This window comes from Cumulibacter soli (genome assembly GCF_004382795.1).
Taxonomy (GTDB): domain Bacteria; phylum Actinomycetota; class Actinomycetes; order Mycobacteriales; family Antricoccaceae; genus Cumulibacter; species Cumulibacter soli.
Map to the genome: position 1 here is coordinate 19,987 of NZ_SMSG01000003.1, position 14,025 is coordinate 34,011.

The following is a 14,025-nucleotide window of genomic DNA, read 5'->3' on the forward strand; positions in this document are numbered from 1 at the left end:
GACAAGCCTAGTGAGCACGGGTACTCACCGCCCGCACAACGCCGCAACCGCAGCGAGCGGTATCCGGATTCGCTCCGGCCGATACGTCGCCTCGTACGCCACTTCGTAGAGGGCTTTGTCCAGGACCAGTGCATCGAGCACCCGGCGATGTACGGCGTCCGGCTGCTGAAGGTGATAGCCCTCCAGGAACATGCGGCAGTTGCGGCTGGCCCATTCGCTGGCCAGCGACTCGCTACCGGAATTCCAACGCGCGGCGTAATCGAACGATCGCAGCACCCCGGCGATGTCCCGCATGACCGTCTCCGGCGCGCTCCGTTCGGTGAGCGGGCGCCGCGGTTCGCCCTCGAAATCCACCAGCGCCCAACCGGAATCGCCGAACAACGTCTGGCCCAGGTGGAGGTCCCCGTGAATGCGCTGCACACTCATGCTCTCGCGCGCGCCGGCGAGGTCCTCGAACGTCGTGCGTGCCGTGTCCAAGTACGGGGTCAGCTGCGTGAGGTCCGCGACGGCCTCCAGGCGGGCGAGCAAACGTCGAGAAAGGTCGGCGCCGTAACCGGGAACCGCGTGCTCGCCGAGCGCCGTGCCCAGATCGGCGTGCACAGCACCGAGTGCGATTCCCAGCTCGTACGCCGATCCTGGGAAATGCTGTTCAGCGGCGCCGTCGGCGAACCGAGCAGCGTCGGCGACGGCCAACGAGAACCCGTCCTTGCCACTGACATGTCGGTGCACCGCGAGCAGGTCGAACTCACCGCTGCCCGTGCGTAGCGTCGCCCACCCGACGAGTGCCGGAACATGCGCGTTCCCGGCCGCGCGCAGTGCGGCGCCGATGTCGATTTCTGGATTGCGTCCGGGGTGGAGTCGGCGAAACACCTTCAGCACGTGCCGCGACGTGGTGAGGGTGGTATTCGACTGATCGCGCGGCTGAGTGCCGACGTCATCAAGTTGCAGCGGCTCGTCGTCCTGCCACGTCGAGGTGAGCGACGCATGGCGACCGGTGCCGAGCATGGCCACGGCATGTGCGGCGGTGACCGGGTGCGCCAATGCATCGAACCAGAGATGTCCGTCGGCGCGGATGACCTCCTCGATCGGGCCCGCTCCTTGGCATCGAGCCATGGCCAGCAGCCAGTCGGACGGCCCGTGCGCACCGTGGGCTGTGACGATCCACCAGGCGATCTCCAAACCCTCTTCAACGGGTGCGGCAGCGAACTCGTCGATCGTGATCTGATCGACGTCGCGTGCGCCGAACCAACGCTGAGTGCCCAGCCATCGCCGCAGTTCGCCGTCGGGAGGACGTTTCACGGAGCGAGCCGCAGGATGTGTGCCGGTTCGCGCTCGCTGGACAACTCGACGAAGTTCGCTTCTCCCCAGTCGTACCGCTCGCCGGTGAGCTCGTCGATGACCGTGAACCGGTCATGCCAGTCGAGGCCGAGAGCGGGCAGGTTCAGGCGCACGGTGGTCTGCACGGTTGCGGCTGAATCCAGTGCGCAGCACACGAGCACGACGTCACCGGAGCGCGGCTCACGCCGCGAGAAGACGATGACCTGTTCGTTGTCGCTGTGGTGAAAGGTGAGGTTGGCGATGCTGCTGAGGACGGCCGGGTGCGCGCGGCGGATCGCGTTGAGCCGCTGCACGAAAGGTTCGAGGCTCGCGCCGTCCTCGAGCGCTCGCTGCCAGTCTCGGGGGCGGGGCTCGTACTTCTCGCTATTCGCGTACTCCTCGCTGCCATCGACCGCGGGGGTGTGCTCGTACAGTTCGTATCCGCTGTACATTCCCCATGATCCCGACATCATCGCCGCGAGGACCGCGCGGATCTTGAACATCGCCGGTCCACCCGTCTGTAGCGACGCATGCAGGATGTCCGGCGTATTAACGAACAGGTTCGGCTTCAGATAACCCGCTGAGCAGACCAGGTCCTTGCCGAACTCCTCGAGTTCGCCCTTGCTCGTCCGCCAGGTGAAGTACGTATAGGACTGCGAAAACCCCCGCATCCCCAAGCCCTTCATCATCGCTGGGCGGGTGAATGCCTCGGCGAGGAACAGGACGTCCGGATAGTTACGTTTGATCTCCCAAATCAGCCACCCCCAGAAACCGACTGGTTTGGTATGCGGGTTGTCCACGCGGAAAATGCGTACACCCCGCTCGACCCAAAACGTGACGATTCGCAGAATCTCGGTATACAGCGACTCGGGCGCGTTGTCGAAGTTCAGTGGATATATGTCCTGGTACTTCTTCGGGGGGTTCTCGGCGTACGCGATCGTGCCGTCCGCGAGTGTGGTGAACCACTCGGGGTGCTCTTTTACCCATGGGTGGTCAGGTGCACATTGCAGTGCCAGGTCGAGGGCGACCTCCAGCCCTAGTTCGGTAGCGCGGTTGACGAACGCGTCGAAGTCTTGCAGGTCGCCCAGATCCGGGTGTACGGCGTCGTGTCCGCCGAATCGTGAACCGACTGCCCACGGCGAGCCGTGATCAGCGGCGCCCGCAACGAGGGTGTTGTTCGGACCCTTCCGGTTGACCTCGCCAATCGGGTGGATCGGCGGCAGGTACACCACGTCGAAGCCCATCTGCGCGATCCGAACCAGTTCGGTGGCCGCAGTCGCGAACGTGCCGTGTACGACGGTGCCGTCGCTGGCGGTGCCACCGGTGGAGCGGGGGAAGAATTCGTACCACGCACCGACGGAAGCGCGCGGGCGGTCCACCCATAGCCGATACATCGGCGAGGCGGTGACGAAGTCGCGCACGGGCTCGTCGTACATCGCGGTGGTCACCGGTTCACTGAGCGCGAGGCGGAGCCGATCGCTGACGGCGCGACTCGTGTCCGCGAGTTGGTCGGCCGCGGCGCGTAAGGCGTCGGCGTGAGCGCTGGGTACTTCTGCCGCTCGGCGCAACAGGCCGACCCCGGTTGCCAGGTCGTTGGCGAGTTCGCTCGCGTCCTGCCCGGCGTTCCGCTTGGCTTCGATGGCGTGTAGCCAAGTCGCCCACGGATCGCTGAATGCCTCGACGTAGTATTCCCAGGCACCCTCACCGGGGAGATCTACGGCCGCATGCCACCGATCGGTACCAGGCGCTCCCGGGCGCATGCGCGCCGTCACCTGCTCCGCCTCGCCGCGGCGCAGCACCAGCGTCGCGCCCAACGCGTCGTGGCCTTCCCGAAACGCAGTCGCGGCGAACTCTATGCGCTGGCCCGGGATACCCCGTAACGGAAATCGTCCGCTGTCGACGGTAGGGGAGACATCAATGATGGCGAACCTGTCGGTTTCGATGGCCGTGGTGATGCGCGCGGCAGCGTCCATGCGCTCATCCTCGCAAATGCCGGCCGTTGCCTCCAGGGCGTCAGGAGGTTGAGATGTGTGGCGCTCGACGCGCCGTCAGGCGTTCCCTGAGTAGGTCGCCACGGTCCAGCCGAACAGCAGACGCGTGCCGGGGGTGATCAGCACCTCCTGGTACTGCTCGAGCCGGGTCCAGTCCTGCGCTCCCGGGGGTGCGATATGGGTGCCGTTGAGCGAGCCGAGGTCGGTCAGGACCACCTGCGCACCGCGGATGGCCAGCAACGCGTGTGCGCTGGACAGCACGGTATCCGGATCGATGACGGTGAGCGCGGCTGCTTGCCCCGACTGCACCCGCGGATCCTTCTCGGGACGACGACCAACCACGTAATCGCGATCGAGCGCGAACGTAGACCCGTCCTCGAAGACAATCGCACCGACGGTTGGTGTCGATTGTGCATTCGGCGGCTCCGCGGTCCTCGCCTCGTCGATGGGCAGTGGCTGCGCCGGTCCTGCCGGGCGGACATCGCGTAGATCGACGAGTTGGTAATCGGGCGCCGGCACAAACTCCCGCGCCCCACCGGCGTCCTGCCCGTCTACCGACGCGGCGTCGGCCGGGCTAGCCCAGGACCCTGGTGCACCAACCTCAGGTAGCGGCTGCCCGGCGCTGGGCTGCGCATCCGGCGACGGCTGAGCCGGGTGCGGACCGGTCGAAGGTACGGCGTAATTCGCTCCGGTCTCGGCGCCGTAATCGGACGTCCCGTCCTGGTGCACGTACTCACCGGTGCCGCCAGTGGGCGCATCGGTGCTGGGGAGGCCAATGCCGGTCCCCACTGCGCCGCCCGCGCCGGCAGCACCGCTCGCGCCGGCAGCACCGCCCGCGCCGGCACCAGCAGCAGCGCTCGCGCCCGCACCGGCGGCCGCGGCTAGTCCACCGGCCCCCGCCGCGAGGCCGGCGGCACCCGCGGCGACGCCCAGTGCGTTTGGAGTCGATCCGGAGCCACGCTCCGCGTCGGCCGCGTCGCCGTCCGCCGTTTCCCAGTGCGTTCCGGACTCACCTTGCCCGGCCGGCGCGCTTGGCTCGACGCCGGCTGCGATCACATCAGCGTCGTGATGAGCGGGCTCGTGGACAGTTGTGGCAGGCTCGGGCGCCTGGGGCGGACCGTCCGCCGATACCGCCTCGCCCGACACCGCCTGTGCCGATTCGTCGGCCGATTCCGCCTCTGCCGCAGCCACCTGCGTGTAACTTCCGGTGTTGCCGCTAGCGTGGCGCCGTCCGGTCGGCAGCGGGTGGACCCAAGCGCCACCACCGGGCACGGCACCGCCGTCGAGGTCGAGGAGTTCACGGACCGGCTCCGGGTTCGCCTGAGGCTGCCCGATGCCGACGTACACCGATTCGGACATCGCGAACGGCACCGTGATTCCGAGTTCACCGTGCCCGGTCGCAGGAGCGACATCGGACTGATTGCGTACGGTGACCGGTCCACGCAGCAGACCTTGCGCGCGATCACCCGAGACGATCAACGCGGCGAAGACGGTGCTGGGGTGCTCCTGAAGCACCTGCTGAAGCGAGCCGAGCGCGCTGGCGAGATCTGCGCCGCCCGGGTCGGTACCCGGCTCCAGTTGCAACACGCCCCCCAGTGCCTCCCAGGCGGCGGAGGTCGTTTCGGCACCGACCCACAGCAGGCTGTCGGCATTGCGGGCAACGATGCCGTGGCCAGGAACAACTTCGTAACGCAGGGTCATCTCATCGCTTCCACAGTGCATCGAGCCGGTCGGCCAGATCACCGGCGGTCTTGGGTCGCTCATCGGAAGTCCGCTCGATGCACTGGCGCACGATACGTTCGATCGGCTCGGGAAGTCCGGTAGCGACGGTGGGTTGATTGTCCAGGATGGTGCTCAACGCGGCGGTCGGTTGGCTCTCATCCAGATTGGGATACAGCGTTCGGCCCGACGCTGCGTAATGCAACGTCGCGCCGAGGGAGAACAAATCGCTGGAGCGGCTCGGGGCCTTGCCCCGCAGTACGTCTGGGTCCAAGTAGGCCAGGTGGGGCTGGCCCAAGCGTCCCGTGAGGGTCATTCCGGGGCTGAGGTAACCTGACAACCCTGGGTCGGCGAGTTTCGCTCCGTGCGGGTGCAAGACCACCGCGCCGGGATGGATGTTGCGATGAGCGATTCCGGCCTCGTGCAGGTCATGCGCTCCGCGGGCCGCACAGGAGATCGCGCGTAACACGTCGGCGAAGTTGAGTTGAGTAGCCGGTGCTGCGAGGCTACCGCCGGGAAGGTGCTCCATCGCGCAATAGACAACACCGTCGTTTCGACCGACCTCCCACAGTTGCACCAGGAAGTCCGAGCGAATCTCGGCGATCGCGCGCAATGCTGTTGTGATCGTCTCGAACGTACTGTTGGCATCCGCGCCGGCGTCGGCCGGAATAACCTTCAGGACAGCGTGCTCGCCGTGCACAGCCAACCGTCGTGGTGTCTTGGCCAGCACGAACGACCCGCCGCTGCCGAGCGCTCGCACGACGTCGAAATCGGCGACCCGATTCACCGCAAACGCGGGATGTCCGGTGTTGTCCTGTTGCATGCGTCGCCCCTCACTGTCACCGCAGACTCTAGTCGGCCGGTGCGGTATGAAAAAAGAACCTGCGCTCAAGTGGCATATCGCACGTAGCGGCAGCACGGACCCCATCGTGCCCGCGTAGCCCGCTTAAGGTTTGATGGAGCATGTGTTTACGCCAAGTCCGCTGGACGAGTACGAGTCGGATCCCGACCTCGTCATCGACATGCGTGACGTGTCGGTGCGGCGAGGCCAGACCACGTTGCTGCACGACCTCTCCTGGCAGGTAGAGCTCGACGAACGGTGGGTGGTGCTCGGGCGCAATGGCGCCGGCAAGACCACCACGCTGCAATTGGCAGCCGCTCAGATGCACCCGACTTCAGGGTCGGTACACGTGCTTGGCGAGCGCGTGGGCAAGGTCGACGTCTTCGAACTGCGCCCGCGCATCGGCTTAGCCTCAGCGGCGCTGAACGCGAGGGTGCCGCCGCAGGAACAGGTGGTCGATATTGTTCAGTCTGCGGGTTATTCCGTCATCGGTCGGTGGCGCGAACGCTACGACAGCATGGACACTGACCGGGCGCTGGAATTGCTGGAGCAGTGGGGGATAGCGCGTCTCGCCAATCGTGAGTACGGCACTCTCAGTGAGGGCGAGCGTAAACGGACCCAGATCTGTCGCGCGCTGATGACCGATCCGGAATTGTTGCTACTCGACGAGCCCGCCGCCGGTCTGGACCTGACCGGTCGCGAGGATCTACTGGGGCGGCTCAGTGAGTTCGCCGCTGACCCGTTCGCTCCGGCGATGGTCATGGTGACGCATCACGTCGAGGAGATCCCTCGCGGATTCACACATCTGCTCATGCTTCGCGAAGGCGGCGTCGTACGCCAAGGGTTACTGGAGCAGGAGATGAACGAGCAGGCGATCAAGGACACCTTCGGCTTGGACGTTTTTCTCAGCCAGCGCCGTGGGCGCTACTTCGCGTCAATCGGGTAATAGGCATCACGCACCACCTCCGCATACCACCACCGCCGTCCGACAGCCGCGTGGGACGGTCCGTACACAAGGAGCAACACATGGGTGAGTTCGTCAGGCTCGAGATCGCTGACGGTATCGGCACCATCCGACTGGATCGGCCGAAGATGAACGCGTTGAGCCGCCAGGTTCAGGAAGAGATCCGCGAGTGCGCGATCGAAGCCTCGCGCAACGACGACGTCAAGGCCGTCATCGTGTACGGCGGGGAGAAGGTGTTCGCAGCTGGCGCGGACATCAAGGAAATGGAACAGATGAGCTACCAGGAGATGTCCGTGCAGGCGCACGAGCTCCAGGCCTGTTTCGCTGCCGTAGCGCAGATTCCGAAGCCGACGGTTGCCGCCGTGACCGGGTACGCCCTCGGTGGCGGAATGGAACTCGCGATGTGCTGTGACATCCGGATCCTCGCTGAGGACGCCAAGGTCGGCCAGCCGGAAATTCTGCTCGGCATCATCCCCGGTGGCGGCGGCACACAGCGGCTCGCTCGCCTGGTCGGTCCGGCGAAAGCCAAGGACATCATCTACACCGGTCGCTTCGTCGATGCCGACGAGGCGATGCGTGTTGGTCTGGCCGACAAGGTTGTACCTGCGGCCGATGTCTACACCGCCGCGCAGCAGTGGGCCGGTCAGTTCTCCGGGGGCGCTTCGCTGGCGCTCCGCGCGATCAAGGCGGCCGTCGATGATGGCTTGAATGGCGACCTGGCCACGGGGTTGAAACTGGAGAGCAACCTGTTCGCCGCGCTCTTCGCGACCGAGGATCGGGCGATCGGGATGAAGTCGTTCGTGGAGAACGGTCCGGGTAAGGCGCAGTTCACAGGCAACTAGTCATCCTCGGATGACGTACGACGAAGGCCGGTCCATCACTGGACCGGCCTTCGTTTCGTTGAAGCCGCTCTTTTACGTATGAGGATCTAGCCGCAGCACCCGCCGCCGCAGCACCCACCGCCACCGCCGCCGGGCTGCTCGTCCGCTTGGGCGGCGACCTGCTGGAGCACCATCAGCAACGTCGAGACGTCCTGCGCTCCGGAGATGCCCCAACGGGAGGCGAAGACGTACGTCGGGACCGAGGTGATCCCAGCGCCGCGTGCGGCGTCCTGCTGCTCGAGGACGACGTCGATGCCGGCGTCGGAGGAGAGGTACTCCTCGACCTTGACCTCAAGACCAGCCTCGTCGCACAGTTTCTGCAGGACGTCGTCCGCGCCGATGTTTTCGCCGCAGGTGAAATGAGCAGCCATTAACCGCTCCATCAGATCCGATTGCACGGCGAGGTCCCGCTCACCGGCGAGGGCGAGCACCCGGTGGGCCGCGAGAGTGTTCACGCTCAACGCACCGTCAAAATCGAACTCCAGGTCGTCGGTCGCCGCGATCTGAGCGATATGCGCCATTGACTCGGCCGCCTGCTGCTCGCCGCCGAACTTCTGCGCCATCGCCGGCATGAGCTCACATGCTTCAGTCGATGCCTGGGGATCGAGTTGGAACGGCATATAGCGGATGCGTACCTGGCCGCCAGCATCGGCGAAGGCCTGCGCGGCAGCGTCGAGGCGACGTTTACCGATGTAGCACCACGGGCACACCACGTCGGCGTAGACATGTACGTCGACCGGTGCGGCCGTCGATAGATCAACAGGCGCGGGTGCGGGGGAGCACACCCCGCCGCAGCCTCCGGCGCCGCAGCCACATCCGCCGTGGGATTCCGAGTCGAGCTCGGACTGGTTCTGGGAGTCAACGGTGCTAGTCACGCGCCCCAGACTACGCGCTCCTTACAACGAAGCGGCGCCCCAGGTCGACTGACCTGGGGCGCCGCTTCGAGGTGAGGACTAGTGCGTCTTCGCCTCGTCGTCGTCGTACTCGATTCCACGTTCGGCCAAACCCTCGGGAGTCGGGGGGACCGGTGGGGTCTCGATCGGGCGGAAGAAACCACGCATACCGCGTCCGGCGCCGCCGACCTTGTTCATCTTCTTCGGCACTGCTGCGCCGCCGTAGGTGAGGTGGGTGTGCCCGTGCTCATCCGTCTCACCGAGCGGCTGGTGCCGTTCGAAGTACGCACCGTGCGGAGCGCGAACTAGGATGCCCGTTTCGATGCCGTGCTCGAGCACCTCGCGGTCGTGTTGCTGCAGCCCCAGACAGATCCGGTAAGTCACCCAGTAGGCGATTGGCGGCACGATCAGGAAGGCGATACGTCCAGCCCACGTCATCGCGTTCAGCGAGATGTCGAACTTCTCGGCGATCACGTCGTTACCGCCCGAAATCGACAGTACGAGGTAGAACGAGATCGCCATGGCGCCCAACGCCGTACGCACCGGAACGTCGCGGGGACGCTGCAGCAGGTTGTGCGATGCGTTGTCGCCGGTGAGTTTTCGTTCGATCATCGGATACAGAATGAACCCAATGATGATCGGCGCCAGCATATTGATCGCCAGGAAGATCTCCGGGATCGTAATGCCCCAGAATCTGAGCTCCCACGGCGGGAACAGACGCGCCATACCTTCGGACCAGAGCATGTACCAGTCAGGCTGCGAACCGGAGGAGATCTGCGAGGGGTTGTACGGTCCGAGCATCCACACGGCGTTGATCTGCACCAGACCACCAAGCGCGGTAATTACGCCGAAGGTCAGCATCGCCAGGGCGCCGCCCTTGGCCATGAAGATCGGGTAGAAGCGATGCCCGACGACATTCTGTTCGGTCGCCTTCGCCCCGGGCCATTGAGTGTGCTTCTGCTTGAACACCAGCAACAGGTGCGCACCGATGAGGGCAATCATGATGCCCGGTAGTAGCAGCACGTGCAGGATGTAGAACCTGCCGATGATCAGCTGACCGGGGAACTCCCCACCAAACAACGCGTAGTGAATGAAGGTTCCCAGGAACGGAATCGACATGATCACGCCGGAGGTGATGCGAAGCCCGGTACCCGACAGCAGGTCGTCCGGCAGCGAGTAGCCCATGAAGCCCTCGGCGATACCCAGGAAGACCAGGACGACACCGATCAGCCAGTTGGTCTCGCGTGGCTTACGGAACGCGCCGGTGAAGAACACGCGCAGCAGGTGCACCAGGATCGACGCCATGAACAGCAGCGCCGCCCAGTGGTGCATCTGCCGAATCAGCAGACCACCACGGACATCGAAGCTGATGTTCAGCGTTGACTCGTACGCCGCCGAAATCGGAATGCCCTGCAGCGGCACGTACGAGCCGTTGTAGATGACTTCTTTCATCGAGGCATCGAAGAAGAGCGTCAGGTAGGTGCCGGTCAACAGCAGCATGATGAACGAGTACAACGCGATCTCGCCCAGCATGAAGGACCAGTGGTCCGGGAACACCTTGTTCAGCATGCGGCGCGTGGGCGCCGCCATTGTCATCCGGTCGTCGATCTCACCAGCGACTACGGCGGCCTTGTTGGCCGGACGCCGGGCGGTGGTGGTGGCGTTACTCGGCATTCTTGGTCACTCCTCGCTGACGGTCCCAGAACGCCGGGCCGACCGGCTCGCGGAAGTCGCTGCGTGCGACGAAGTAGCCCTCGTCATCGACATCGATTGGCAGCGCGGGAAGCGAGCGGGTAGCCGGACCGAAGACCGGTTTGGCGTCGTCGACGATCTGGAACTGGCTCTGGTGGCACGGGCAGAGGATGCGGCCTGTCTCACGCTCGTACAGCGAGACCGGGCATCCGAGGTGCGTACAGATCTTCGAGTACGCGACGTACTCGTTCCAGCGGGCGGGCCCGCCCCAGTCCTCGCGCTCGTTCATCGGCCGGGCCTGGAACTTCTCGGCCTGGTCATGATGCATGCGGATCAGCATCGTGGGGGTGTCGGACTGATGAGCCAGTCCTTCGGTGTACGGGTACACCGTCTCCAACGAACCTGGCTCCATATCGCCGGGGCGAACCGGGGTGCCATTAGCGCGAAGTAGGCGAGTGCCCTTCTTCCAGGCCGTGTGGAACAGAGCGTCGTCGCGGTACGGGTTATTGATCAAGCCGCCGAGCGGAATGATCGTGGCGAGTCCGAGAACACCGCCGGCGCCCAATAGCGAGCGACGCAGCAACTTGCGGCGGTCGATTCCGAGGCCTTGTGCACCCTTGACCAGCGTGGCGCCGGTGGCCTGCCGCTCGATCTCCGGTGACGCGCCCTCGTGGCGCTCCTGAATGGTGACCTCGTGCGGCATCAGTTTCTTTGCCCAGATCACCATGCCTGCGCCGAGTAGCAGCAGCGCTCCGCCGAGAGTGATGCCGAGCAGCGGCGTGTACCAGAGTGCGGCGCTGCTCTCGGTGGGAGCAACGTCATTCACCCGCCACGGCCAGAACAGGAAGATGGCGACGAAGGCGAGCCCGAAGATCGCCGCGAGGGTGAAGCACAGCGCGACCTGACGTTCAGCGCGCTTCTCGCCCCGGCTGCCCGGGGGGAACATGTACTCCTGCGAGAGGACCTGCACACCGTCGATGGCGCCGCCGAGTTCGGCTAGCTCGTCCGTCGACATCGCGGCCAACTCTTCGTCGGTCACCGATACCTTCTGCTTGGACGCCGCATAACGTGCCGCGATGCTCGCTGGCGAACCGTCGCGGGCCGGTTCCTGCTCGGGGACACCACCCGAATCTTCTGCCGGCGGTTGATTGAACCCGCTCATGACTTACCTGCAATCCAAATTGTTCCAACGATCAGCACAGCGAGCCCGCCCAGCCAGATGACCAGGCCCTCGGGGATGGGGCCAGTGCGGCCGATCGGGTGGCCACCAGGATTGTGGTTCTGCTGGAGCATGTCGACGTACGCGATGATGTCTTTCTTCTCTTCGTCCGTCAGTTGGTTCGGGCCGAAGATCGGCATGTTCTGCGGGCCGGTCAGCATGGCCGTGTAGATCTGGGTCGGCGATGCGTTCATCAGGTCCGGAGCGTGCTTACCAGAAGACAGCGCTCCGCCCTGCCCCGTGAAGCTGTGGCACGAGGAGCAATTGAGCCGGAAGAGCTCGCCGCCCTCGGCGAGGTCGGCTTGTGCGAGATCCTCATCGGTGACCTCAGGGATCTCCGGTCCGCCGAACTGACCGATGTAGGCGGCCAGCGCTAACGTCTGCTCGTGGTCGTACATGACCTGCTTGGCCGGGGCCTGAGCATTCTGCTGCGCCATCGGCATGCGGCCGGTGGACACCTGGAAGTACACGGAGGCCTCGCCGACGCCGATCAGCGCCGGACCGCGGTCCTCGACGCCCTCAAGGTTGGCGCCGTGGCAGGTGATGCAGGACTTGTCGTAGATGTCCTGACCGAGCGCGATGGCGTCGGCGCTGCCGGCCGCAGACTCTTCCTCGGCTTGGGCTCCCGGCGTGGCCATGGAGTACATGGTGCCGACGAGAGCCAGGGCGCCGGCCAGAGCGCCAGCGCGACGCGCGAATCCCTTGCGCTTCGCGCGGGTCTTCGCGGCCTTGTTCTCAGGCGGCGAGGGCTGCGAACTGGCACTCATGATCGGTTCACCTTGTCTCCGGTCGTGGTCGTGGGTGCAGGGGATGAAAGTGGTTGTTCGTTGGTCACGGGCGGCCTACACCCAGGTCATGATGTAGATCACGAAGAAGAGGCCGATCCAGACCACATCGACGAAGTGCCAGTAATACGAGACGACGATTGCTGAGGTGGCTTGTGCCGGGGTGAATCGGCCCATCGTGGACTTGATCAACACGATGATGAACGCGATCAAACCGCCGAGGACGTGCAACCCGTGGAAGCCGGTAGTCATATAGAAGACGGACCCGTACACACTCGACGAGATCGTGGTGTCGTGCTCGGTCACCAGTACGTAGAACTCGTAAGCCTGTCCGACGATGAAGATCAGACCGAGCAAGAACGACAGTGCGTACCAGCGACGTAACCCGAACACGTCGCCGCGTTCAGCGGCGAACACGCCCAACTGGCAGGTGATCGACGACGACACCAGGATGATCGTGAAGATCAGCGCGTATATGTGGTTCAAATGGGTGGGGTGCGGCGGCCAGCCGTCCTCGGCACCCGTTACCGCCTTCGCCGTGAAATACATGGCGAACAAGCCGGCGAAAAACATGAGCTCACTGCTGAGCCACACGATGGTCCCAACGCTGACCATGTTCGGTCGCGATAGCGAATGGACCTTCTCTGACCTAAAGGCATCGGTTGCTGTCGTCACGGCGGTAATTATGGCCCCTTCCGTTCGCTCTATGTGAACCGGGTAGGCGTTTCGCGAACTATATTTCGGCATACCCTCAGAAACTGTGCGTTACCTGCTCGCTGTGGGGGTCGACCCCAGCACCGTCCCGCCATTTACCTTCGCCACCATCTTCACCCAACCGGCGGTCGACCCGCTATTGCTGACAGGTGTTGTTCTGGCTGGCGCGCTCTACCTATGGGGCGTCGCGCGGTTGCGTCGTGGTGGTGTGCGGTGGCCGGTCGGACGTACGTGGGCGTTCCTGCTCGGCGGCTTGGGGTCGCTGTCGTTCGTCACGATGTCCGGGATCGGCGCGTACGACGAGACCCTGTTCAGCGTGCACATGGTGCAGCACATGACGCTGGCGATGGTGACGCCGATCTTCCTCGCGCTCGGGGCGCCGGTCACGCTAGCGCTGCGCGCGCTGCCGATAGGCGGTCGCAAGCGGCTGAACGCGGTACTGCATTGGAAAATCTCCAAGTTCTTCATGTTCCCGCTGGTGGGCTTCGTGATCTTCATCGCCAGCCCATGGGTGCTGTACTTCAGCGGTTGGTACGAGGCCTCGATCGAGAATGTCTGGCTGCACGAGTTGATGCACGTGCACTTCCTGCTGTCCGGCGCCGTTTTCTTCTGGCCGTTGATCGGGCTCGACCCGGTGCCCGGCCGGGTGAGTCACCCGATGCGCGCGCTACTACTGGTCGCGACGTTGCCGTTTCATGCCTTCTTAGGGCTGACGATCATGCAGTCGACCGAGTTGCTGGCCGGCGATTACTACGAATCGCTGAACCTGGCGTGGAGTGACCCCTTCTCCGAACAGCGGGTCGGGGGCGGACTGCTGTGGTCTTCCGGAGAGTTCGTGGGGCTGCTGATGCTCGGCGTTGCGCTGTATCAGTGGATGAAAGCCTCGGAACGCGAAGCAGCTCGGGTTGATCGGCAGCTGGATCGCGCGGAGCAAGCCGCCCGTCGGTCCGCGAGGGCGACCGACGCCGACGCGTCGCGCCCCGGCGAGTAACCTAAGCCCGAGCCCGCC

General features: G+C 64.8%; 12 protein-coding genes. 3 read left to right on the forward strand and 9 right to left on the reverse strand.

All coding sequences use genetic code 11. From position 1 onward, the window contains the following. Positions 1–24: 24 nt before the first annotated feature. From E1H16_RS06850 to E1H16_RS06870, 4 genes are all read right to left on the reverse strand, one after another. The gene (locus E1H16_RS06850) at positions 25–1,299 is read right to left on the reverse strand and encodes a hypothetical protein (RefSeq protein ID WP_134322978.1); all 1,275 of its coding nucleotides are present in this window, start codon (positions 1,297–1,299) and stop codon (positions 25–27) included. Then, positions 1,296–3,290, reverse strand: a complete 1,995-nt coding sequence (locus E1H16_RS06855) for an alpha-1,4-glucan--maltose-1-phosphate maltosyltransferase (protein WP_134322979.1) — start codon at positions 3,288–3,290, stop codon at positions 1,296–1,298. The genes E1H16_RS06850 and E1H16_RS06855 overlap by 4 nt, the downstream gene beginning before the upstream one ends. A 75-nt stretch (positions 3,291–3,365) precedes the next feature. Beyond that, positions 3,366–5,072, reverse strand: coding sequence for an FHA domain-containing protein (locus E1H16_RS18585; RefSeq protein WP_208378904.1), 1,707 nt, complete (start codon positions 5,070–5,072; stop codon positions 3,366–3,368). Beyond that, a complete protein-coding gene (locus E1H16_RS06870) occupies positions 5,011–5,850 on the reverse strand; it encodes a serine/threonine protein kinase (protein ID WP_166741652.1) in 840 nt (279 codons plus the stop codon). Before E1H16_RS06870 ends, E1H16_RS18585 begins: the two co-directional genes overlap by 62 nt. Before the next feature lie 133 nt (positions 5,851–5,983). On the opposite strand from E1H16_RS06870, the gene E1H16_RS06875 reads away from it, so the two are divergent. Continuing rightward, positions 5,984–6,814, forward strand: a complete 831-nt coding sequence (locus E1H16_RS06875; protein WP_134322982.1) for an ABC transporter ATP-binding protein — start codon at positions 5,984–5,986, stop codon at positions 6,812–6,814. 80 nt (positions 6,815–6,894) lie between these two features. Continuing rightward, positions 6,895–7,674 carry an enoyl-CoA hydratase/isomerase family protein gene (locus E1H16_RS06880; protein ID WP_134322983.1) on the forward strand — a complete coding sequence of 260 codons (780 nt, stop codon included), beginning with the start codon at positions 6,895–6,897 and terminating at the stop codon, positions 7,672–7,674. A gap of 86 nt (positions 7,675–7,760) precedes the next feature. On the opposite strand, the gene E1H16_RS06885 is transcribed toward E1H16_RS06880, so the two are convergent. The 5 genes from E1H16_RS06885 to ctaE all read right to left on the reverse strand — a co-directional run bounded on the left by E1H16_RS06885 (position 7,761) and on the right by ctaE (position 12,977). After that, a complete protein-coding gene (locus tag E1H16_RS06885; protein WP_166741653.1) occupies positions 7,761–8,588 on the reverse strand; it encodes a DsbA family oxidoreductase in 828 nt (275 codons plus the stop codon). Positions 8,589–8,666: 78 nt separating this feature from the next. After that, the gene (gene qcrB / locus E1H16_RS06890; RefSeq protein ID WP_134322985.1) at positions 8,667–10,280 is read right to left on the reverse strand and encodes a cytochrome bc1 complex cytochrome b subunit; all 1,614 of its coding nucleotides are present in this window, start codon (positions 10,278–10,280) and stop codon (positions 8,667–8,669) included. After that, positions 10,270–11,460 carry a cytochrome bc1 complex Rieske iron-sulfur subunit gene (gene qcrA / locus E1H16_RS06895; protein WP_134322986.1) on the reverse strand — a complete coding sequence of 397 codons (1,191 nt, stop codon included), beginning with the start codon at positions 11,458–11,460 and terminating at the stop codon, positions 10,270–10,272. Before qcrA ends, qcrB begins: the two co-directional genes overlap by 11 nt. Continuing rightward, positions 11,457–12,284 carry a cytochrome bc1 complex diheme cytochrome c subunit gene (gene qcrC, locus E1H16_RS06900; protein ID WP_134322987.1) on the reverse strand — a complete coding sequence of 276 codons (828 nt, stop codon included), beginning with the start codon at positions 12,282–12,284 and terminating at the stop codon, positions 11,457–11,459. The genes qcrA and qcrC overlap by 4 nt, the downstream gene beginning before the upstream one ends. Before the next feature lie 75 nt (positions 12,285–12,359). Continuing rightward, the gene (ctaE, locus tag E1H16_RS06905; RefSeq protein ID WP_243837742.1) at positions 12,360–12,977 is read right to left on the reverse strand and encodes an aa3-type cytochrome oxidase subunit III; all 618 of its coding nucleotides are present in this window, start codon (positions 12,975–12,977) and stop codon (positions 12,360–12,362) included. Between the two features lie 85 nt (positions 12,978–13,062). Between ctaE and E1H16_RS06910 the strand changes: the two genes are divergently transcribed. Further along, entirely contained in the window at positions 13,063–14,007 is a 945-nt protein-coding gene (locus tag E1H16_RS06910) for a cytochrome c oxidase assembly protein (protein WP_208378905.1), read from the forward strand. Positions 14,008–14,025: the final 18 nt, after the last annotated feature.

Bases quoted from the DNA above. Each gene is read 5' to 3' on its own strand.
- E1H16_RS06855 (WP_134322979.1), bottom strand. From the start codon at position 3,290: ATGGACGCTGCCGCGCGCATCACCACGGCCATCGAAACCGACAGGTTC.
- E1H16_RS18585 (WP_208378904.1), bottom strand. From the start codon at position 5,072: ATGAGCGACCCAAGACCGCCGGTGATCTGGCCGACCGGCTCGATGCAC.
- E1H16_RS06870 (WP_166741652.1), bottom strand. From the start codon at position 5,850: ATGCAACAGGACAACACCGGACATCCCGCGTTTGCGGTGAATCGGGTC.
- E1H16_RS06875 (WP_134322982.1), top strand. From the start codon at position 5,984: ATGGAGCATGTGTTTACGCCAAGTCCGCTGGACGAGTACGAGTCGGAT.
- E1H16_RS06880 (WP_134322983.1), top strand. From the start codon at position 6,895: ATGGGTGAGTTCGTCAGGCTCGAGATCGCTGACGGTATCGGCACCATC.
- qcrB (WP_134322985.1), bottom strand. From the start codon at position 10,280: ATGCCGAGTAACGCCACCACCACCGCCCGGCGTCCGGCCAACAAGGCC.
- qcrA (WP_134322986.1), bottom strand. From the start codon at position 11,460: ATGAGCGGGTTCAATCAACCGCCGGCAGAAGATTCGGGTGGTGTCCCC.
- qcrC (WP_134322987.1), bottom strand. From the start codon at position 12,284: ATGAGTGCCAGTTCGCAGCCCTCGCCGCCTGAGAACAAGGCCGCGAAG.